This is a genomic window from Kitasatospora sp. NPDC001159 (assembly GCF_053598235.1).
Genome location: NZ_JBSFJV010000022.1, coordinates 80,557 through 100,214, shown reverse-complemented (window position 1 = coordinate 100,214; position 19,658 = coordinate 80,557). Strand labels below are relative to the sequence as shown.

Below are 19,658 nucleotides of genomic sequence, written 5' to 3'. Positions count from 1 at the left end.
CGCGGTACGGCCGTCAACCAGGACGGTGCCTCCAACGGGCTCACCGCGCCGAACGGGCCGTCGCAGGAGCGGGCCTGCCGACGACCGGGGAGTCGGCCCAGGGGTGCCGACCACGGGGGAGGAGCAGCCGCCGACCGCTGTCCGCATCGTGCCGCGCCGACGCCTTCGCCAGAGCGTCCCGCGTACCAACCGCATCTGCCCGCGCTTCAGCGATGCCGAGTGGACCCTCCTCCAGCGCGCCGCCGACCGGGCCGAACTCGCCCCCGGCGGCTACACCGCTGCCGCCGCCGTGGCCGCCGCCGCGAGCACCGACCCCAGCGCCGCGGTCGCCGACTACCGGCGCGGCATTCAGGAGCTCATGGAGTCCAACCGCCAGCTCGGCGCCGTCGGCAACAACCTCAACCAGCTCACCCACTACGTCAATGCCGGTGGCCAGCCGGGCGCCGAGCTTCGGCAGCTCCTGGCCCGCGTCGAAGCCTCCATTGACGCGGTCGACGAGGCCGTCGACTGGCTGGTCCGCCGGTGATCCCCAAGATCCGCACCGGCACCGACCGCAGCTTCCCCCTCATCGACTACCTCTTCGGCCCCGGCAAGCACGAGGAACACACCGACCAGCACCTGGTCGCCTCCTGGAACGGCTTCGCGCCCGACCCGGGCCCCAACCCGGAGCGGCACCAGGTCGCCAAGCTCGCCAACCAGCTCGACCAGCCGGTCAAAGCCCTCGGCAAGCAGGCACCGGCCACCAGGATCTGGCACTGCTCGGTCCGCACCGCCCCCGGCGACCGCCACCTCGACGACGCCGAGTGGGCCGCCATCGCCCGCCGCATCGTCCACGCCACCGGCATCGCCCCCGACGGCGACACCGCCGCCTGCCGCTGGGTCGCCGTCCGCCACGCCCCCGACCACATTCACATCGCCGCCACCCTGGTCCGCCAGGACGGCCGTCTGGCCGGCCTCAGCTACGACAAGCGCAAGGCCCAGGCCGAGGCCCGCCTCATAGAGAAGGAGTACGGCCTGCGCCAACTCACCCCCGGCGACGGCACCGCCGCCAAGACCCCCACCAGCCAGGAGCACTTCAAGGCCGAGCGCACCGGCCGCATCGAGCCCCCGCGCAACACCCTGCACCAGGCCGTCCGGCAAGCCCTCGCCGGAGCCGCCACCGAGCAGGAGTTCTTCACCCGCCTGCGCGACGAGGGCCTGCGGGTGAAGCTGCGGCACGCCCCCTCCGGCGACGTGCTCGGCTACAGCGTCGCCCTGCCCGGCGACCGAAACCGCGACAGCGAGCCCATCTGGTTCGCCGGGAACACTCTTGCCCCCGACCTCTCCCTCCCACGGATCCGCCGCCGCCTCGAAGCCGGACCCGCAACCGACACCCCGCAACCCAGCGCCACGTCGACCCGCGCCGACCGGTCCGCACCCGCATACCGCCGACGCGAGGCCGCTGGAACCGCCGAGCGCGCTGCCGCCCTCCTCGACCATGACGACGACCAGGCCGCCGCCCAGCTCGTCGGTGCCGGGGAGATCCTCGACGCCATCGCCCAGACCTCCCCGGCCGCCACCCGCGCCGAACTCCGAGAAGCAGCACGCTCCTTCGAACGTGCCACCCGCAGCCACGTCCGCGCCGAGAACGCCGACGTCCGCGCCCTGCGCTCGGCCGCCCGCGGAATCGTCCACGCCGGCAGCGCGCTCGGCCGAGGGGAGGACGGCGGCGCCACCGCCTTGGTCCTGTCCACCCTCGTCCTCGTCGCCCTGGCCGCCGCCCGCTGGCACTCCGCCCGGGGCCACGCCCAGCAGGCCGCAGCCTCCCGCCAGGCCGCCGAGCACCTGCGTGCCGCCTACCAGCAGGCCGGCGCCACCCCGATGCGGACGATGCGCGAGATCGGCCGTACGCTGCCCGAGCCCGAGCGCCGCCGCCACCAGGCCACCATCCGCGCCGCCCTCGGCGAGACGGACACCCCGGCAGGCCCGGTCCGCGAGTACGATGCCCTGGCCGCCGTGCTCGCCGAAGCCGAGCAGGCCGGCCACGACCCGCAGGCGCTGCTCGCGCAGGCCACCTCCCGTCGGGAACTCGAAACCGCCCGCGACACCACCGACGTCCTCGTCTGGCGCATCCGCCGCATCGCAGACCTGCCCGCCAACCCCCAACGGCCGGGCACCGGAACGACCACCGGCACCCGGACCGCGACCGAGCTGGCGCAGACCCGCACCGCAAAGCCGGCACCGGCCCGGCCCGCGACCGACCCGCGCCGCCCGGCACCCCGCCGCTGACGGGTGGTCCGGCGGACATACCACCGTCCGTCGGACCACCCCGAAATCCTCTCGACACCCGGTCCCACCAGGTGTTACGCAAGAACCCGAGCACCGCGAACGGAGAGCCTGTGCCCAGAACCACCGAGCAGACCACCACTCCAGCCCCGATCACCGCTCCGACCCCGGCTGGCACCGACCCGCTCCTGCAACTGGAGTACGAGACCCAGCCTCCGAGCGGCCCGGAGGCCGTCCGCCTCGTGCAGTGCCCCACCGAACTGGCCCTGCGCGGAATCCCAGTGACCTGCTCCGGCTGCCGGGCCCGGCGCGACTGGCTGCTGATCAACCATCGCCGCCACGTCTGGATCCGCTGTCGCTGCGGAGCGGAATGGCTGGAGCCGGAGATCACCCGCCGGGACTTCGACGCCATGCTCGCCGACAACCCGAGCTGGACGAACTACCGCACCCTCGACGAGGCCCGAATCGCTCTGGGGTTCGACGGGGTCTTCGCCGGGCTGTACCTGCAGTAGTGCCAGCAACAGAAAGGACCGCCACCGGTGTCGGTGGCGGTCCGTTTCGTTCTGTCAGCGGGCTGGGTCTGGCGGAGTGGCTGGTGAGGGGAGTCGGCCGGAGGCGGTGAGCCGATGGAGGCTGAGCTTGACGGCCACGGGACGGGAGGCCAAGGTCGGCGGCCAGTGCAGCGGGTTCGGGCACGGCGGAGTGCTGCAGCCGTTCGAGGACGGTTCGGTCGGTCCGCTCTTCGGTTGCTTTCACGGTGCGGTAGGCACCGAGAGCTCCGCCCCCCGATGGCCAACAGGCCCACGGTGCACAACGTGTGCGTCGTTCAGAGCGGCGGAGATCGCGGTAGCCGCCCCGAGCGCTGCGGTGGTGACCCAGGCGATCAGCACGCCGGTGCGAAGGATCGGGTGGTCAGGCATCGGACAGTCCTTCCTGCGGCTGTCCGGGCCGCTGGTGGTGCTACTTGGCGCCGCGGAAGTCGCAGCCGGGGCAGGCGTCTTCGCCTTCGAAGTGCCCTTCGTACCAGCCGTGGACGGCGGTGTGCAGGATCTCCTGCTCGACGGTGGCCTCGCCGGTGCGCACGGAGTTGACGGCGTTGGCGACGATCAGCTGGAGCGCGGCGGAGTCCGGGGCGGGGAACGGCGGCGAGGGCATGGGGGAGTTGGTCACGGCAGAAGGGCCCCTGTCTGGTCAGTCGTCGGCTGGAGGGCTGGTGCGCAGGTCGCTGCGGTAGCCCTGGCCGAGGGGTTTCCAGTTGCGGAGGGTTGCGGGTTTCCAGCGTGGGCGGTCCGGGATGCTCTCGTCGTCGGGGGCGGGCAGGGCACCCCGGCTCTTGCGGCTGCGGGCGGCGCCGACGCTGATGCCCAGGTGCGCGGCGACCTCGGCGTAGCCCCAGAGCTGCTGGTCGTCGGCCATGTGCTGTCCTTCCTCGGTCCTTCGGTGACGAGCGTACGCGGCGCCGGGTGGGTGGGCGTACGGCAAGGCCGCCCCTGCCGGGAGCGGCGTGGGGCGGCCTTCTTGCGGTGGTGGTCAGGATTCGGCGAGCTGGTTGGCGAGTTCGAGCGCGGCGATGGCCACACGGAGGGAGGAACACAGGCCGGTGACCTCGTGGAGGGTGGGGCGGACCTGCCGAGGCCAGTCGTCGCTGGCGGCGGGCCAGCTGGCGAGGAGGACGTCGGTGGTTGCGAGGCCGAGGCGGGCGGTGACGTCCCAGCCGGAGCCGGTGGCGTTCTCCCACCGCAGGAGGATGCGGCCGAAGGGGATTCTGGGGGCGGTGTTCGGGACCCAGAGGACCGTGATCGGGCGCTCGGGGGCGGCGGGCGCGGTGTGGACGAGCGCTCCGCTGGCCCAGGCCGGAATCGGCCGCAGGGCGATCCGGTCGAGCGGGCGGGGCGTGCTGGGCCGATAGCGGGTCGGGATGGGTGGCTCCTTCGGTTCAGGTCCAGGCGAGTTCGTCGCTGACGGCGGGCGGCAGGTAGCCCTCCTGGCCGTCCTCGGCGAGGTAGGCGTGGCCGTCGTGGACGACGACGTTCGTGGCGAGCAGATGGGTGAACGGCCAGTCGGGGTTCACGGCGAGGCGGACCCGGAGGTTCGGGTCGAGGTTCTGGAGCTGGGTGAGCAGATGGCCGACGGTCAGGTACTGGGGCATGGCGGAGCCTCCTGGGGGTTGGGCACGGTGGGCGGTTGAGGGCGGGGCGGTCAGGGGAGGTCGAGCAGGGTGTGACCCGCTCGGCTTCGGCGGGGCAGGACGAGGACGAGCTCGTCGGCTGGCCAGGGGTCGCAGCTCTCCCAGGGGTAGCCCGTGGTGAGGACGACGGTGCTGTGGGGGCCCTGGACATCGGGCAGGCCGTAGACGCCGCAGCCGCAATCCGGGTTGTAGGGCCCGGGGTTGGCCGGGTAGGGGCCGGAGGCGAAGTAGTCGGTGGTGCGCAGGCGGCCGGGGGCTGCGGGTTGGAAGCCGGAGACGATCAGGTCGCCGGAGAGGACCTCGTCGGCCCGGACGATCCGAAGGGCGGGGCTGGTGAGGAAACGGCGGGAAGCGCGGTGTTCGGTGACGGCGGTGACGATGACCGGGCTGAAGTCGACGCGATGGGCGTTCGTGGCGGTGTCCCTCTTGGTGGACGGGCGCCCCGGGTCGGACCGGGGCAGCTGGCGGTGGTTCAGTCGGCGAGGCGGTACGAGCGCAGGGGCAGGGATTCGCCTTCGGTGTCGAGGATCACCAGGCCGTCGTCGGCCAGACGGTCGAGGGATCTGGCGACGGCGCGGTCGCGCAGGCTGAGAGCGGTGCCGATCTGGCGAACGCGTGCGCCATTGGGCGACTTGGCGAGCTGGGCGACGATGCGGGCGTCCCGGCGCAGGCCGCTCTCGTGGACGTCGTCGAAGGCCAGCAGCAGGCCGCTGGCGCTGAGGGCGAGGCCGAGGACGAACGCGGCGGACTCCGGCGGGACGGAGAAGGCGTTGGCCAGGCCGAGCGCGGCGATGGCCGGGCCGGGGATACGGGTGAGGTCGATGGTGATCGTCAGTGCGGTCTCCTTTGTCGAAGTCGGTTGCGGCGATGGGTCGTCAGGAGCGCTGGCGCGGAATGGGCGGGGCTTCGCCACCGTGGGACTCGATCAGGTCCCGCACCAGGGCGACGGGGACGTGCAGGTAGATGCCTTCGGTGGGGGCATCCTCGTCCGAGCCGGGTTCGAGGTAGTCGCGCCAGTCGGCCCAGGGTTCTGGGCGCCGGGTGGGGAAGCCGACCTCCAGCGTTCGGGCGGGCAGCAGGACCACCTCGGTGGGGTCGGGGGCCAGCACCGAGAGGCAGAAGCCGTCGGCACACGCGATGTGCGTGTCCCGTACGGCGAGGCCGAGGGCGTTGCGCGGTGTGCCGTTGGTGATCGCGTGATCGAGTCGGGGGGTGGTCAACCGGTCCTCCAGGTAGGGGTGTCGGGGTCAGCGGGTGGGGTTGGCGATGAGCGCGGCGAGGAATCCGGCGACCGCCTCGGAGGGGGTGTGGATGCCGAACTCCTGGGTCCACGCCTCGGCGTCGGCGGGCTGGACCCGGACGCGCCAGACGATGCCGCGCTGCCAGGCGCCGGGGTCCTCGGGCAGCCAGCCGACGTAGACGCGCCCGTCCGGGCTGGTGCAGTGCACGTTGGCCTCGGGGGTGTCGACCATCGGCCAGCCGAGGGCGTCGAGCAGGGCGAGGACCGGCTCCGCGCTGTGGTCGGACGCGAGCCAGGTGTGCTCCTCGGCGGCGGGGCGGATGGGGGCGGGCAGAAGGCTGTTGGGCGTGTTCATTCGGTCGGTCCCTTCGTTGACCTGCGGTTTTCCCGACACGAGAACTTTGACATGCGCCATGCCGAAGTACGTAGTCGTTTCCAGTGGCCGACGGTCTGCCGTGGGCGAACTGGGCGGGGAATGGATCGGGCCCCCCGGGTGCTGAACCAGGGTTACGGCGTGGGGCCGTGCAAAAGCTGAAGGGGGACGAAGGGTTTGGTGCCGAGCAGAGGCCGGGACATGGCGGCGCTGGAGCGCAAGGTCAGGGCGGCGGGGCGGCCGTGGACGATGGGCGACGTCGTGATGATCGCCGAGGGGCAGTGGGCCGTCGCCACGACGAGCCGTGCCGAGCGGGAGCAGATCGAGGTGGTGGAGGCACGGCTGGCGGACGGTCAGCGGATGGAGCTGACCGTCGAGGAGCTGGCGCGTGTGGTGGGCGCCGTAGACCCGGGCGCCCACCACGACCAGGCCGCGGACTGACCAGGGGCTACCGCCGGTTCGCCACAGGCTGGGCCGCAGCGGCAGTGGCCGGTAGGGCGGGCTGGCCGGCGGGCAGCCCCAGGGGGCGGGGAGCCTGCGAGGTGCGGGCGGTGGCGGCCCGGACGCGTTCAGCGCCCGGGCCGTCTTCGGCCTTGAGCGCGTGCTCTCGGGCGTCGATGACGTTGCGGATCGCGTGCAGCGCGGTGTTGCTCTCGGCGTAGGCGGTCCGCAGCGCGCTCGCCGATTCGGTGATCCGGTCGAGGTCGTAGAAGGCGGGGACCTGGCCGGGCCGGGTGAGGGCGTGCAGGCGGTCCTGGTGCACGGCGGCGGAGTTGGACACGACCACGAGGTGGGACCGGGTGTGCATCGCCGCGCGCAGCATGGGGTCCTCGACGGGCAGGCGGGGCGCGGCTTTCTCCAGTTCGGCGATGGGCTGGCCCCAGGCGCGTTCGATCATCGCGTCCGCGTGGTCGAGGGCGGTGGCGTCGGGCACGGCGTTCTCCAGGGTGCTGGTGGGGGGCGGTCAGTGGGAGCGCCCGGCGAGGGCGGGCTGCCGGGGTGCCGCCGGCGGGGTCGCGGTGGTGTACGCCAGGGCGGAAGCGGGCCAGCGAGACCCTGCGGGCGAGCGGGCGGTTGCGGCCTGGATGCGGGAGACCTCCAGCGGGGTCGGCGCTGCCGGGACGGCGATGGCTTGCCTCGGTAGGCGGTTGAGGGCCGAGGGCCGCAGGTAGCGCTCGACCGGTGCGGGGTTGGCGACGGCCGTGGCGAGCGCGCCGAGCACCTCGTCGGGGACGCCTGAGGAGGCGGTGGCGTACCAGCGGTGCTCGGGTGGGCCGACTTCGAACAGCCACCGTTCCGTGTCGCCGGCCATCTCGGCCTCGTGGCGCAGGTGGCCGCGCCGCCGGTGCAGCGTGACGAGCTGATCGGGCGTCCGGAGGGCGGTGGCGGGGGATTGGGGGTCGATACGCCAGCCGCTGCGCAGGAGGTCGTTGGTGGTGTCGAGCCCGATCCTGGCGCTGCCGCCCAGGACGGTGCCGGGGTCGTTGGCGTGGACGGTGGCGAGAGCGGTGGTGAACTCGCCGACGATCTCCGGCGGGGCCTGAAGGTCGAAGGTGACCAGCCACTGCGGCGGCGCGAACGCGTGGGTGTGGGCGCTGATCACCCACAGCTCACCGTAACTCGCCCTCGGGCAGGAAACCGCAGCGGACGGTGTGATCAGGGGTGGTCACGAAGACGTTGCCCAGGTCGTCCCGGCTGAAGTTCCAGCCCGCGTTGATCAGCGGCTTGAGTCCGGGGTCGCCGGTGTGGGTGAGGCCAGCGAGGAAGCGGGGCGAGATGCGGTACTCGCGCGGACGCTCGAGCCAGGGGAAGTCCGGCATGGGGGGCTCTCCTTCGGTCAGCGGCGGCGCGGGCCGACGGCCCCGGTCGAGTTCGGTGCGCTGGCAGGTGCGGGTGGTTCCTCGGGGCTCAGGGAGAAGGCAGCCGGTGCTGCGCGTCCGGTGGTCACGTGGGGGCGGTTCGCGCGCGGGATGTCTGTCCGGAGCCGCCTGGCCGGATGCACGGCGAGGGCGATGGCGGCGTTACAGAGGAGGTAGAAGGGGACGCCGATGGTGAAGTCCGCCTGCCAGAGGGGACGGTGGGGACTGCCGGCGATCCTGCTCCAGGACGCCGGGACCTGGCCCTCCAGCTCGGCCTCCGGCGGCTGGTAGCCCACGCGGTGGCGGTAGTAGGCGCGGCCGTCCGGGGCTATCTGGTCGTGGAAGCCCTTCGGGCTGTTCGGGTTCGGCCACCAGCCACGCTCGGCCAGCAGGGAGGCCGGGCTGCCCGGTCGATACTGCGGACCGCCTTCGAGGTAGTCGCGGTGGTTGCTGCGCAGGCCGTCGATGAGGGGGGTGGTGAACGCGGCGGTGAGCTCGGCCGGGGTGCCGGGGCCGAACCTGGCGCCCCAGAGCGGCTCACCGCCGGGGGCAAGATAGCCCTGGACTGTCCAGGATCCCTGCCCGGCCGCCGGCTCATGGGAGACGGTGGCGCGCTGGCAAGGGCTGGTGTAGCGGAGCAGGTCGGCGGTTTCGGTCCTGGACCAGCCGGGGGCGGTGTCCAGCGGGAAGGTGACCGTGAAGGGGTCGCCGGGGCCGACGAGGTAGAGCGGGGTGACGAGCAGAAGGGGGGAGGCGGAGGGCACGGAATGCTCCTGGTGGCGGGGAGCGGGCCCGTGCGCCGTCGGTGGTGACCTGACGACGCACGAGCCCGTAGGGACGGCAACGGTCGGGTCTGGCTGGGGTGTTCATGGCGGTCACCTGCTGCGGGAGGGAGTGGAGGCGGCGGTGACGGCAGCCGGAATGCGCGGCTGCGGCAGCGGTGCGTGGCTGAACAGCGTGGAGGGGGCGGAGCTTCGCCGCAGGGCCGCCGCGGTTCGGGCAGCGTTCGCTCCGGTGACCGGGGCGCCGAGGGTGCGGGTCGCGGTCGGCACCTGGACCTTGGGCACGGACGAGTGCCGGTCCTCCCACTGCTGCACCGCTGCGAAGACGGAGCCCAAGGCCCGTCCGGCGTCGGTCAGGGTGTAGGGGTCGCCGTGCCGGTGGCCGGTCCGGGTGACCAGCCCGTCCGCCTGCATACGGTTGAGGCGGGTGGCGATGAGCTGCTCGTAGACGCCGACCTGCTCGGCGAGATGGCTGACACGCATGCTGCCGCTTGCCGAGAGCAGCCGGACCACCTCGGTGGTGTCCACCAACTGCAGGCGGTGCAGCGCGTCCTCGATCCGGCCGGACCGTCCCTGGGGAGTGTGGTCAAGATGGTCCGAGGACCACTGGGCGAGGGCCCGGTAGACCGGGCCGAGCGTGCGCGCCCGGTCGGTGAGCCGGTAGGGAGCCGTTCGGTCGAACTGTGCATTGCGGGTCACCAGACCGGCGGTGGACATCGTGGTCAGCCGCTTGCTGGTGTACGTCTGGCTGAGCGTCGGGAAGTACTGGCCGAAGTCGCGAACGCGTAGCTCCGGTCCGTACTTGGCGATCGTGTGGACGAAGGCGGTGGTCCACTTCGGGGCGAGCTGGCGCAGGGTCGTCTGGACGGTCTGCGCGTCGGCGCGGGTGAACTCGGTGGTGAGGGTCTGGGACATGGCGGTGGTTCCTGGTCAGCGTGAGTGGGTCGGCTGGGCGGATACGGAGGGTGCCGAGGGCGCAGGCCCGGTGGCAGGTGGTGCAGTGGCGCCGGTGGCACTGCGGGAAAGTGCGGCGGATACGCGCTGGTCTGCGGCGCGTGAGGCGTCGAGGAGGGCCTGGCCGGCGGGCGTCAGTGAGAGCAGGTGGCCGGGCCGGTAGGACGAGGTGCTGGTGTCGGCGACGACGAGGTCTTCGGCCATCAGCGCCTCGACGGTGTGCGGCCAGACCGATGGGCGCTCGCCACTGCCGTCGGACATGAACTTGTAGCCGTAGACGGCGCTTTCGCACAGCCGTAGATCACCGCGGTCGATCGCCGCCAGGGCCTCGAACTCCCGGATGTGGGGGTCGTACCTGGACGGCGTGCTGGGCAGGTTGGGCTCGGCGGGCGGCGCCTGCGAGGCGGTGGCGGTTGCGTGCTTGAGAGCGAGTGGACTCTCGGGGGCCGGCAGGCCGGCCTCGGTGCACCGCTCGTAGGCGCTGACGGCGCCGGTGAGCTGCTCGAAGGCCGCGCCCCGGCGAGCGCTGAGCAGTTCGACCTGGAGGCCGGCGGATTGCATGATGCCGTTGACGCCGCGCATCGAGGCGTGGTCTCCCCGGGCGATCGGTGCCAGGCGTTCGATCACCTGCTGCGCCTTGGCGGTGAGGTCCTGGTGGAGCCGGTCGACCTCGCGGGCGGAGGTGGCGACCATGAAGGCGAGGCGCGTGAGGGGGCTTTCGCCGGGGTGGCGCGCGTACAGCTCCCAGGGGTTCTCGGCGCCGAGCTGGTCGAACACCAGGTGGGCGCCGGGGTTCGTCAGTGGGTCGTGGGGGTTCACTCGGCCGTTTCCATCCGGGCCAGGAGGGAGCGGACCAGGGTGGGCAGGCTGCCGGGGCCCTCCCCGCCGAGCGGGACGGCGCTGACCGATTCGTCCATGAGTTCACGGGCGTCCTCGAACAGGCCGCCCGTGATCTCCGTGCACGCCTCCGCGAAGGCGGCGCAGGCGATCAGGGCCCGGCCGAGAATCCGGAGGTAGAGGCCGGGCGGCAGGCCGGCCTCGGCGGCGAGGGCGGTGACGGCCTCCCGGTCCTGCGGGGAGTAGGCGGACAGGTCGAAGCCCTTTACCTCATCGGGGGTGGTAGCTGCAGTGCCGGTGGCGGGGATGCCGGCGTGGGTGCACAGGAGGTCGACGATCTGGGTGAGTTCGGAGAGGGACTCGGTCAGCCAGCCCAGGGCGGAGGCGTAGGAGGCGACGGTGAACAGGACGGCGGGGGTGGCCGGGTACTCCTCGGCCAGCAGGTCCTCCAGGCGGAAGGCCAGCTCACCGACCACATCGGGCCCGGCGGCCAGCGGACCGAGGACCGGCTGGAGGTAGGAGCGCGACGGGGTGGAGTGCTGGGCGGTGACGATGCCGGCGACGGCCTCGGCCGCCTCGACGAGCCACGTGGCGAGGTCGGCGTGGGTGGGAGCGGTGGTCATCAGCGGGCCTTTCGGGCAGCGGCGGTGGCGGCGTAGCCGGGAGAGGCGGTGGTGTAGGCAGCGCCGGTGCCGCGGTCGGGTGCCGGGGCGGTGGAGCGGGCGCGGGCGGCGCGGACGCGGGCCTCCTCGGCGGGGCCGAGGCCGGAGGGGAGGTTGAGTCCGGTGCGGCCCAGGCGGTTCTGGGCGGAGCGGTAGACCTGGTAGTCGAGCCGGGGACCGGCGGCGACGAGGTACACCTCGCGTCGGTGCCGGGAGCCGGTGGGGGCGTCGCGGAACTGGACGACCAGGCGGTGGCTGGCCCACTGCTCGCCGACGCCGAGGTAGATCTTGTGGCAGCCCTCCAGCCGGCCTTCGAGGCGCTTGGCGACGCGCTCGCCGTGCACGAGGTCCTGCAGGTGCAGTAGGGCCTGGTCGCGGACGGCGTCGGGGAGTTGGCGCAGATCGGCGATGGCGTCGGGGTGGGCGGCGAATCCGTACTTGGCGCGGCTCACAGGGACCGCCCCCGATCCGGCTGCGCGACGGCGGCTGCCGCGGGTGCGGACGCCACGACGGCGGCGGTGATCGGGGCGGTGCTGCGGGCGAGTGCGGCGCGGGTGCGCAGGGCGTCGGCGTCGCGGCGGTACTCGGGCGGCTGCGGGAGCGGAATGCTCTGTGCGTCCAGCCAGTTCTCGGCGGCGGCGTAGTCGGGGAACGCGCCTTCGCGGACCGTGTAGGTGCCCTGGTCCGGCTGGGACTGTTCGATGAAGACCCGGACCGGCAGCTCGGTGGCGTTCTTGTCCATGGCCATGGTCCACGCCTGGGTCGGGTCCTCATCGGCGGCCTTGACCTCGAGGAGGTCGTAGCGCTCGCCGGAACGGTGGATCTGGTCCTCGATCCGGGTGGTGAGTTCATCGGCCGGGGCGAAGGGGGTGCGCAGTTCAATCGCCTCGGGCGGACAGCCGCGATCGGCGAGCCACTTGCGCGCGAACGCCACGTTGGCGTGCGTGAAGCTGTCCATCGCGAACGTGCCCTGGGCCCGGTCGCGTTGGACATCGAAGGTGGCGATGTTCGGCAGGTTCCGCTCGACGTCCCACGTGGCGGCAGTGTCGAAGGTGAGGAAGAAGCTGCGCTCGCCGATGTCGTGCCGGGCCAGGAGGTCGTAGTCGCTCTCCCAGGTGTACCGCCACAGGTGGTCGGAGTGGTCGTCGGCGGGGGACAGGCCGTCGAGGCCGAAGTCGAGATCGGTGCTCATGCGGCGCGTCCCAGCTGGTCGGGGGTGGACAGGAGGCGATGGGCAGGCCGGGAGGGGCTGACGGTGCACGCGGCGAACGGTCCGTCGGGGGAGCGGAGTTGGAGGAGGGCGTGGTCGAGGTGGTCGCGGTGCCACGTGGAGGGCCCGGTACGGCCGGCCTCGGCGGCGGTCAGCTGCTGCCACGCGAGCCACAGGGCGTGCAGGCGGGCGACAGCCTCGGGGTGCTCGTACCAGTGCGCGCACCAGGGGCGGGTGGAACTGATCTCCCGGCCGTAGGCAGGCAGCAGGAGGTGGGTGACCCAGTTCGCCAGCCCGGCCAGCTCGGCGGCGTACTGCGCGCCGCCCATCGCCAGGATGAACAGCGGAGCAGGCGTGTCGGGTTCGCCCTCGGTAGCGGGGCCCGGCTGCTCGGAGCCGGGCCCCGCGTCGGGCTCGGTGTCGGCTTCGGAGCCGAGGCGGTCCAGGAGCACGCCGTGCTGGCGGACCTCGGCCATGGTGCGGTTGAGCGCGCTGACGAGGTCGTCGAGGTCCTCGTCGGGGATGCGGATCGGCTCGGGCTCGGAGGCGCCCGGCAGCGGGTCGGACATGGCACATCCAGGGGGTTCGGACGGACGGGGGACGGGGCGATGGGTCTTCTTCGGCGGGTCATGGCAGGGCTCCGGTGGTGCGGGTGAGGAAGAGGATCCGCAGGATCAGCGGTTTGGTACGGCCGCCAACTCGTGCTAGACGCAAGCGGGGTGAACGCGCCGGGCGCTGGCCAGACGAAGGCCGAGGACGACGGCGTCGGCGAGGGTGTCGGTGAGCGGGTGGCCGGCGGCGACGAGCTTGGCAGGGTGGTGGAGACCGCCGGTGTGCAGCACTGCGAGCGCGCCGTTGGCGTGGGCGGCGTCCGCGTCGTCGATGGCGTCGCCGACCAGCAGCACCCGGTGTGCCTGGTCGTCGAGGCCGAGCGCGGTGAGGTGGGCGGTCAGCGGTGCGGCCTTGGTGCCGCCGGAGGGGCCGGTTCGGCCGTCGATCCGCTGGAAGAAGTGCCCGATGCCGGCCTGTTCGACCTCGCGCTCCAGGGTGTCGTGCGGGCACAGCGACAGCAGCGACTGGGTGTGCCCGGCCTCGCGCAGTGCGGCCATCAGCTCGACGGCGCCCTCGCGCACGCGCACCGGCTGGGCGCGCAGATAGGCCAGGAAGGCGTTGTCGCTGGAGATCCACTCCTGCTCGGTGATCTCGCGGCCGAGCAGGCGGGCATAGAAGTTCGGGATCGGCACGGTGTGCTTGGCCCGGTGTGCGCCGTGAGGCCCTTGTTGTTCGAGTGGAGGTGAAAGACCATCACCGCCGTCCTGTCGCAGCAGGGCGGTTGAAGCTGGGGGCAGCCTGAACCGGGAGGTGCCGGGGAGGGCGAGAGCGGCCCCGACAAAGCCGGGACGTGCCAGCACTGCCAGATGGTGCGGGTCCGGCGAGCGAGACGGAGAGGAGTACGCGAGGAACCGGCGTCTACGCCTCCTTAAGGCACGCCAGCTCGAACCTGGTGGATACGGGCTGGATGCGGTGCGTCCCTGCTGGATATTGGGCTGGCGGGGAACTTCCTGCGCGGTCTACTTCGGCTGCGTGGGGAGGCCACGGTGAAGTGCTGCGGGGTAGCCGTGGCGATGCCGCGGGGGCATAGTCGGGCTCCTCCTTCGTCGATCGAACAGCGAGTGAACACGGGAACCGTTCCGGTCCCGCCCTCGCCCGCGCTTCCAGTGCGGATCGGGGGCTGGGTCCACCGTCGGCCGACCGGGCCGGAACGGGGCGGAGCCGCCGTAGTACTCCGAGCCGGGGAGAGCCCGGCACATGGGGAAGGGCGGCAGCGGTATCGAGAAGGGAAGGAGACTGCAATGCCGAAAGACGCGCTGCTGAACAGCAGTGCCCCGCTGGCCGAAGCTCAACTCGGGCCCCGGCAGCGGGTATCGGGGATGCAGGCCAAGCTTCACCGTTGGGCGGCGGCCGATGGTGGCCGCAGGTTCGACGATCTGTTCAACCTCGTGTGCGACCCGGCGACGCTGCTTGCGGCGTTCGAACGGGTCGCGGGCAACAAGGGGGCCCAGACCCCTGGCGTCGACGGCCTGACCGTCGTCAACGTCGAGCGGGAACTCGGCCTCCCGGGCTACCTGGAGGAGCTTCGCCGCGTACTGAAAACGGGTGAATTCCGCCCGCTGCCAGTGCGCGAACGCAAGATCCCCAAGCCCGGCGGGAGCGGGAGGGTGCGCAAGCTCGGCATCCCGACCGTGACCGACCGGGTGGTCCAGGCCGCGCTCAAACTGGTGCTGGAGCCGATCTTCGAGGCCGACTTCAAGCCGGTCTCCTACGGTTTCCGGCCCCTGCGGCGGGCACACGACGCGATCGCTGAGATCCACTTCTACGGCACCAACGGCTACCGCTGGGTGCTGGACGCGGATATCGAGGCATGCTTCGACTCGATCGACCACACGGTCCTGATGGACCGGGTGAGACGACGGGTGAAGGACAAGCGCGTGCTGCTGCTGATCAAGGCGTTCCTCAAGGCCGGCGTCCTCACCGAGGCCGGCACCAACGAGGAAACCCTGACCGGCACCCCGCAGGGCGGCATTCTCTCCCCGCTGCTGGCGAACATTGCCCTGACGGCGCTCGACGAGCACCTGATGGGACCGTGGGAGCCGGGCGGGACGATGTCGACCAGGGGCAGGCGGGCGCATCGCCGCCACTGCGGTCGGCCGAACTGGCGCATCGTCCGCTACGCGGACGATTTCGTCGTTCTGACCGACGGCACGCGCGATGACGTTGCCCACCTCCACGAGGAAATCACCGACGCGCTGCACCCGATGGGCCTGCGGCTCTCGCCGTCCAAGACCCGGATCGTGCACATGTCGGAAGGGTTCGACTTCCTGGGGTTCCGCATCCAGTGGCGCCGCAAGCGAGGCTCGAACCGGTGGTACGTCTACACCTTCATCGCCGAGAGGCCTCTCCGGCAGCTGAAGGACAAGATCCGTGCCCTGACGAACAGAACGTCGCAGCAGGACCCGGGGACCGTGCTGAGAAGGATCAATCAGATCCTTCGAGGCTGGGTCAACTACTTCAAGCACGCGGTATGCAAGACCACGCTCAAGGTCCTGGACCACTTCGTGTGGCACCGGGTGACGAGCTGGTGGATGGTGCTGCACCGCTGGAGGTGGAAGGACATCCGCCGACGCTTCACCGACCATAACGGCCGGTGGAAGCCGCTTTCGGCGGACGGGATCGAGCTGTTCGCCCCGCAGTCGGCAGCGGTCACCCGCTATCGCTACCGGGGCAACACGATCCCCAATCCCTGGGCCCTTAACCACGCTTGACGGCAGAGACCGTGGAGAGCCCGGTGCGGTGAGAGTCGCACGCCGGGTTCGGCGAGCGGCACGGAGAAACGGGCCAGTGGCAACACCGGCACCGCGCTCCGTGCCGACTCAACAGGTCTCCCGGTCGACCGCTTTGCCGCCGAGAGCGGGCAGGGTCGCGTTCAGCGCGGAGACGTGGTCGTCGAGGTCGTCCTTGACCGTCCCGTTCCAGTCCCAGACAACATGCATGCGGGTGGCGGGAGTTGCGGCGGCGAAGAAGACGGTGTTCACGGTGGGGTCCTTCGGAATGAGCTTGGTGATCAGGCGGACAGGCGGTCGTTGAAGCGGTGCAGCAGCCACAGCGCGGTGGCGGCCCCGGCGAGCGGGACGGCGGCGACGAGCAGCGGGCCGGCAGCGTCGGCGAAGGAGGCGAGGGCGGTGCCGGCGGCCTGGCCGACGCCAATGCAGGCGATGAGCCACGCGAACGCCTCGGTCGCTTCGCCTTCGGGGGCGAGACGGTCGACGGTGAGGAAGGCGGCGGTCAGCAGCGGCGCGAGGAAGGTGCCGGGCAGGACGGCGCCGAGGACGGCGACGGCGGGCGCGGGGTCGGGCAGCAGGGGCAGCCATCCGGCCGCGAAGCCTATGGACGCGGCGACCAGGTGCTTGGCGGGGGCGCCGGGCCAGGCTCGGCGGCCGTAGACCAGCCCGCCGAGCATGCTCCCCAGGGACAGCGCCGCCGGCATCACCCCGGCCAGCCAACCCGCGTGGTGGCGCTCGGCCGTGCTGATCGCCAAGACGTTGACCGCGCCGAGCGCAACACCGGTGCCGATCAGCGCGACGAACAGAACCCGAAGTCCCGGCACCCGCAGCGGACCCGTCCAGTGCACCGCTTCGGTGAACTCGGCCGGCGTCCAGGCCCGGGAGGGTCCAGCGGTGACGACCAGGCCGGTGCCGAACAGGCCGAGCGCCGCGGTCGCCACCAGCGCGGTGGTCGCTCCCGCGCCGACGGCGAAGCCGGAGACCAGCAGGGGACCGGCGACGAACACCAGGCCCTGGGTGCTGCTGTCCAAGGAGAGAACGGCGCGCTGATGTTCGGGATCGGGCAGAAGGTGCGGCCACAGCGCCCGAAGCCCCGCCTCAAGCGGCGGCGTCGCCAGCCCCGCGACCAGGACGGTCAGCGCGGCGAGTACCGGGTGGCGCCCCAGGGCGGTGCACGGCAGCAGCAGGAACGCCGTGCTGGCTGCGATCGTGGCGGGGATGAGGACCTGGGTCTGGCCGTGGCGGTCGACCAGGCGCCCGAGCAGAGGCTGCCCGACGGCGGCGGCGAGGCCGTAGAGGGCGCCGAGCAGTCCGGCCAGCGCGAGTGGGCCGTGCTCGGCGCGCACCAGCAGCAGGATCGCGATCGGCGCCATGCCGGTGGGAAGGCGGCCGATCAGGGTGCCGCCCAGCAGCCGGGCGACGTGCGGCGAGCCCAGGACGGCGCGGTAGCCGCTGCCCTGGGCTGGGCCGGTGGCGGTGGTGGTGCTCAAGGAGGATGTCCTTCGGTTCTACGGTCGGCGGCGCGCGGGCGCGCCGGGCCGGGGCATGCGCAGGCATGACAGCCCCCTCGGTTGGTGCGGCTGCGGAGAGAAGAGTCCGCGGATTCCGGGATTTGGTACGGCCGGGAAAAAGAGGTAGAAGCCCCTCACCCGGCATGGCAGCTCGGGCGGCGCGAGAACGGAAGCGCCAGCAACTTCAAGGCTCGGGAGGCCTGTTGGTCCCGATCAGCGGGGCGGGTCGGAGCAGGTTCTCGTTCACCTCACCGGCTCCGGCTAGACCGCGGGTGAGTGGAGACCGGCGCCAGCGCGGGTGCGGGCAGCTTCGACTCGTACGCTTCCAGCCGGATGCCGGATGCCGGATGCCGGATGCCGGATGCCGGATGCCAGATGCCGGAGGACTGCAGGGCGAGGGGTTCGCTGGCGGGGGCGTGCACGGCGGCTCCGTTCGTGGAGGCTCGCGTGGTGGGTGGTTCAGCGGAAGCGCGCGGCGGAGAGCGCGGGCGACGCAGGGGGCGGCGCCGGGTTCGGTGCGGGCCCTGCCGCCACGGCGGCGGCCGAGCGGCTGCGGGCGGCCTGCACCCGGTTGTCGTCCGGCGCGATGACAGATGCCGCCTGTCGGAGGGTTCGGGCGGCCTGCTGGAGCTCGCCGCGGGCACCCTCCGAGGCGAAGCCGATGACCTGCCTGGCATTCTGGCGAAGCCCCTGGGCCCTTAGATCGTGGCGCTTCTCGTCCGTGCGTCGCAGGTAGGTGAGTTGTTCGGCAGCCTCCCCGAGGTCGGAGACGGCCCGACCGAGATGCCCGATCGCTTCGGCGTACGCCCCGGCGGCACGGAGCGCATGGTCGGGTGCGGACTGATCGGTGATGCGGGTGGTGAACTCGGTGCCCATGGCCGTGATGAGGGAGCCGAGTTGGGCGATCTGTCGGCTCAGGGCGACAGGGTCCGACACCTGGACGGGGAAGCCGGCAGCGGGCAGCAGGTCCCTCTGCTGCTCCAGGGCGGTCGCATGCTCGTGGAGGGCGAGGGACTCGCCGTCGGGGGTGTTCACAAGAGGCTCCGGGAGGGCTGGTGCGGGGTGGCGCGGTCGTGACCCCGGCTCGGTGCCGGGCCGACGGGATGGACACGATCCGGTGCTGGGGTGTTGCGGGCGGGCGACGGTGTGGGGCTGCGGGCGAGCGCCGCCTGGACGCGGGCCGCTTCGCCGACATCGGGTCGTTGCTGCGGATCGGACGGGGACGTCGCTGTGCGCCACCGGGCTCGCACCTCGTCGAGCGGGCCGAGGGCGTGCAGCGCATGGCCGATCAGCTGCCCGGGAGCGAGGCGCCGGTTGTCGGCGTGGGCGGCGATCTGCAGCGCGGCGCCGGCAGCGGCGCGGGTGACGGAGGAGCGCAGGAGCTGCTCGCCCAGCCACTCGGCCGAACCCGCCGCTCCGTCGCGCAGCACGGGCCCGAGCCGCTCCTCGGTGAGCGTGCCGTCCGCCAGCAGGCCGCGCCGCTGCACCTCCCACAGGGCGGTGACCGGGTCGATCGGCTCACCCCGGTGGTGGAGCGCGCCCAGGCAGCGGTAGAGCTGGCCGTGGCCGGGATCGGCGAAGTCCTGGGGACGCAGCCAGTCGAAGACCTCCTCGATCGCTCCGTCCTGGTTCACGAGCAGCGCCAGCAGGAACTGCTCGTCTTCCAGCTGGGCCGCCCGCGGTTCGGCACCGGCAGCGGTGATCGGCAGTACCCCGGGAGCGACGGCGCGGGGCTGGCTCCCCCACCGTGTGGCGAGTTCCTCCAGCACGCCCACGAGGACGTCGGCCTGGGCGACGGCGCCCTGGACCTCGGCTTGGCCTGCGTCCTCCTGGGCGACGGCGAGCAGGCGGGCAGCATGCTCGGCGACGGTGCGGTGGATCGAGCCCTCCAGCACCATGCGCCCGTAGACCGGAGCATGGGCCGGACGGGGACAGGCGGCGATCAAGGTGTGCGGGTACGAGGCGGTGAGCCCGCGCACGTGCTTGCCGGCCTGGGCGAGCGTGTCGGTCAACCACGCCAGCGGCACCCCGCCCTCGGCGGTGAGCGCCGGGTGGCCGTCGGAGCGGAGCCGGCGCAGCGCCGTGAACAGCGCCTGATGCGCGGGCCGGTAGAAGTCGCGGGCCTCCAGCCAGTCGAGGTTGCCGAGCTGGCGCGGGTCGAGCAGGACCGCGCCGAGCACGGCCTGCTCTCCCCGAAGCAGCGGGTCCATCTACCGCTCCCGCTGCTGGGCGCGGAGCTGTTCGACCGCGCGGTCGGCGGCGGCTTTCGCGGCGGCGAAGCGGTCCAGCTCACCGGTGAACGTGGGGTCGGTGGCCAGGATCGAGCCGTCGCCAGCAATCAGCCACCACTGGTTGCCCCGGCGGACGACCGGCGCACCGGTGAGCGGCTGCGGACGGCCACGTCGGGTAGGCGAGTTGTTGTCGGACATAAAGAGC

Annotated in this window: 27 protein-coding genes; 5 read left to right on the top strand and 22 right to left on the bottom strand. The window is 72.4% G+C overall.

Going from position 1 to position 19,658, the window contains the following annotated elements:
* Positions 1–103 precede the first annotated feature (103 nt).
* From ACWC9T_RS14620 to ACWC9T_RS14610, 3 genes are all read left to right on the top strand, one after another.
* The gene (locus ACWC9T_RS14620) at positions 104–526 is read left to right on the top strand and encodes a MobC family plasmid mobilization relaxosome protein (RefSeq protein WP_449821395.1); all 423 of its coding nucleotides are present in this window, start codon (positions 104–106) and stop codon (positions 524–526) included.
* Positions 523–2,268 (top strand): relaxase/mobilization nuclease domain-containing protein, encoded by a 1,746-nt coding sequence (locus ACWC9T_RS14615; RefSeq protein WP_449821394.1) that lies wholly within the window; start codon positions 523–525, stop codon positions 2,266–2,268. Before ACWC9T_RS14620 ends, ACWC9T_RS14615 begins: the two co-directional genes overlap by 4 nt.
* Before the next feature lie 110 nt (positions 2,269–2,378).
* A complete protein-coding gene (locus ACWC9T_RS14610; protein WP_449821393.1) occupies positions 2,379–2,777 on the top strand; it encodes a hypothetical protein in 399 nt (132 codons plus the stop codon).
* A gap of 448 nt (positions 2,778–3,225) precedes the next feature.
* On the opposite strand, the gene ACWC9T_RS14605 is transcribed toward ACWC9T_RS14610, so the two are convergent.
* From ACWC9T_RS14605 to ACWC9T_RS14580, 6 genes are all read right to left on the bottom strand, one after another.
* Positions 3,226–3,435 carry a hypothetical protein gene (locus tag ACWC9T_RS14605; protein WP_449821392.1) on the bottom strand — a complete coding sequence of 70 codons (210 nt, stop codon included), beginning with the start codon at positions 3,433–3,435 and terminating at the stop codon, positions 3,226–3,228.
* A 21-nt stretch (positions 3,436–3,456) separates the two neighbouring features.
* Positions 3,457–3,681: a MarR family transcriptional regulator gene (locus ACWC9T_RS14600; RefSeq protein WP_449821391.1), complete on the bottom strand. Its 225-nt coding sequence runs from the start codon at positions 3,679–3,681 to the stop codon at positions 3,457–3,459.
* Positions 3,682–4,201: 520 nt separating this feature from the next.
* The gene (locus ACWC9T_RS14595) at positions 4,202–4,414 is read right to left on the bottom strand and encodes a hypothetical protein (RefSeq protein WP_449821390.1); all 213 of its coding nucleotides are present in this window, start codon (positions 4,412–4,414) and stop codon (positions 4,202–4,204) included.
* 511 nt (positions 4,415–4,925) lie between these two features.
* Positions 4,926–5,366 carry a hypothetical protein gene (locus ACWC9T_RS14590; RefSeq protein ID WP_449821389.1) on the bottom strand — a complete coding sequence of 147 codons (441 nt, stop codon included), beginning with the start codon at positions 5,364–5,366 and terminating at the stop codon, positions 4,926–4,928.
* A complete protein-coding gene (locus ACWC9T_RS14585) occupies positions 5,329–5,673 on the bottom strand; it encodes a hypothetical protein (RefSeq protein WP_449821388.1) in 345 nt (114 codons plus the stop codon). The genes ACWC9T_RS14590 and ACWC9T_RS14585 overlap by 38 nt, the downstream gene beginning before the upstream one ends.
* Positions 5,674–5,700: 27 nt before the next feature.
* The gene (locus ACWC9T_RS14580; RefSeq protein WP_449821387.1) at positions 5,701–6,048 is read right to left on the bottom strand and encodes a DUF317 domain-containing protein; all 348 of its coding nucleotides are present in this window, start codon (positions 6,046–6,048) and stop codon (positions 5,701–5,703) included.
* Positions 6,049–6,246: 198 nt separating this feature from the next.
* Between ACWC9T_RS14580 and ACWC9T_RS14575 the strand changes: the two genes are divergently transcribed.
* The gene (locus tag ACWC9T_RS14575) at positions 6,247–6,507 is read left to right on the top strand and encodes a hypothetical protein (protein ID WP_449821386.1); all 261 of its coding nucleotides are present in this window, start codon (positions 6,247–6,249) and stop codon (positions 6,505–6,507) included.
* A 7-nt stretch (positions 6,508–6,514) separates the two neighbouring features.
* Here the strand turns inward: ACWC9T_RS14575 and ACWC9T_RS14570 are convergent, their stop codons facing one another.
* From ACWC9T_RS14570 to ACWC9T_RS14520, 11 genes are all read right to left on the bottom strand, one after another.
* Positions 6,515–7,000: a hypothetical protein gene (locus ACWC9T_RS14570; RefSeq protein ID WP_449821385.1), complete on the bottom strand. Its 486-nt coding sequence runs from the start codon at positions 6,998–7,000 to the stop codon at positions 6,515–6,517.
* A gap of 30 nt (positions 7,001–7,030) precedes the next feature.
* The gene (locus tag ACWC9T_RS14565; protein ID WP_449821384.1) at positions 7,031–7,669 is read right to left on the bottom strand and encodes a DUF317 domain-containing protein; all 639 of its coding nucleotides are present in this window, start codon (positions 7,667–7,669) and stop codon (positions 7,031–7,033) included.
* Between the two features lie 7 nt (positions 7,670–7,676).
* Entirely contained in the window at positions 7,677–7,886 is a 210-nt protein-coding gene (locus ACWC9T_RS14560; RefSeq protein WP_449821383.1) for a hypothetical protein, read from the bottom strand.
* A gap of 17 nt (positions 7,887–7,903) precedes the next feature.
* Complete coding sequence (locus tag ACWC9T_RS14555; RefSeq protein ID WP_449821382.1) at positions 7,904–8,689, bottom strand: DUF317 domain-containing protein; 786 nt, start codon at positions 8,687–8,689, stop codon at positions 7,904–7,906.
* Between the two features lie 111 nt (positions 8,690–8,800).
* Entirely contained in the window at positions 8,801–9,622 is an 822-nt protein-coding gene (locus ACWC9T_RS14550; RefSeq protein ID WP_449821381.1) for a winged helix-turn-helix transcriptional regulator, read from the bottom strand.
* A gap of 15 nt (positions 9,623–9,637) precedes the next feature.
* Positions 9,638–10,480, bottom strand: coding sequence for a hypothetical protein (locus tag ACWC9T_RS14545; protein ID WP_449821380.1), 843 nt, complete (start codon positions 10,478–10,480; stop codon positions 9,638–9,640).
* Positions 10,477–11,121 carry a hypothetical protein gene (locus ACWC9T_RS14540; RefSeq protein WP_449821379.1) on the bottom strand — a complete coding sequence of 215 codons (645 nt, stop codon included), beginning with the start codon at positions 11,119–11,121 and terminating at the stop codon, positions 10,477–10,479. Before ACWC9T_RS14540 ends, ACWC9T_RS14545 begins: the two co-directional genes overlap by 4 nt.
* The gene (locus ACWC9T_RS14535; protein WP_449821378.1) at positions 11,121–11,612 is read right to left on the bottom strand and encodes a hypothetical protein; all 492 of its coding nucleotides are present in this window, start codon (positions 11,610–11,612) and stop codon (positions 11,121–11,123) included. The genes ACWC9T_RS14540 and ACWC9T_RS14535 overlap by 1 nt, the downstream gene beginning before the upstream one ends.
* The gene (locus ACWC9T_RS14530) at positions 11,609–12,352 is read right to left on the bottom strand and encodes a glycosyl hydrolase (RefSeq protein ID WP_449821377.1); all 744 of its coding nucleotides are present in this window, start codon (positions 12,350–12,352) and stop codon (positions 11,609–11,611) included. The genes ACWC9T_RS14535 and ACWC9T_RS14530 overlap by 4 nt, the downstream gene beginning before the upstream one ends.
* Positions 12,349–12,939, bottom strand: a complete 591-nt coding sequence (locus ACWC9T_RS14525) for a DUF4913 domain-containing protein (protein ID WP_449821376.1) — start codon at positions 12,937–12,939, stop codon at positions 12,349–12,351. Before ACWC9T_RS14525 ends, ACWC9T_RS14530 begins: the two co-directional genes overlap by 4 nt.
* Before the next feature lie 135 nt (positions 12,940–13,074).
* A complete protein-coding gene (locus tag ACWC9T_RS14520; protein WP_449821375.1) occupies positions 13,075–13,614 on the bottom strand; it encodes an HAD family hydrolase in 540 nt (179 codons plus the stop codon).
* Positions 13,615–14,223: 609 nt separating this feature from the next.
* Between ACWC9T_RS14520 and ltrA the strand changes: the two genes are divergently transcribed.
* Complete coding sequence (gene ltrA, locus ACWC9T_RS14515) at positions 14,224–15,693, top strand: group II intron reverse transcriptase/maturase (RefSeq protein ID WP_449821374.1); 1,470 nt, start codon at positions 14,224–14,226, stop codon at positions 15,691–15,693.
* A 108-nt stretch (positions 15,694–15,801) separates the two neighbouring features.
* Here ltrA and ACWC9T_RS14510 read toward each other — a convergent pair whose 3' ends face one another.
* From ACWC9T_RS14510 to ACWC9T_RS14490, 5 genes are all read right to left on the bottom strand, one after another.
* Positions 15,802–15,963 (bottom strand): hypothetical protein, encoded by a 162-nt coding sequence (locus tag ACWC9T_RS14510; protein ID WP_449821373.1) that lies wholly within the window; start codon positions 15,961–15,963, stop codon positions 15,802–15,804.
* A gap of 29 nt (positions 15,964–15,992) precedes the next feature.
* On the bottom strand, positions 15,993–17,201 hold the full coding sequence (locus tag ACWC9T_RS14505) for an MFS transporter (RefSeq protein WP_449821372.1): 1,209 nt from the start codon (positions 17,199–17,201) through the stop codon (positions 15,993–15,995).
* A 480-nt stretch (positions 17,202–17,681) separates the two neighbouring features.
* Positions 17,682–18,257 carry a hypothetical protein gene (locus ACWC9T_RS14500; RefSeq protein ID WP_449821371.1) on the bottom strand — a complete coding sequence of 192 codons (576 nt, stop codon included), beginning with the start codon at positions 18,255–18,257 and terminating at the stop codon, positions 17,682–17,684.
* Positions 18,254–19,432: a DnaB-like helicase N-terminal domain-containing protein gene (locus ACWC9T_RS14495; RefSeq protein WP_449821370.1), complete on the bottom strand. Its 1,179-nt coding sequence runs from the start codon at positions 19,430–19,432 to the stop codon at positions 18,254–18,256. The genes ACWC9T_RS14500 and ACWC9T_RS14495 overlap by 4 nt, the downstream gene beginning before the upstream one ends.
* Positions 19,433–19,651 carry a hypothetical protein gene (locus ACWC9T_RS14490; RefSeq protein WP_449821369.1) on the bottom strand — a complete coding sequence of 73 codons (219 nt, stop codon included), beginning with the start codon at positions 19,649–19,651 and terminating at the stop codon, positions 19,433–19,435.
* Positions 19,652–19,658: the final 7 nt, after the last annotated feature.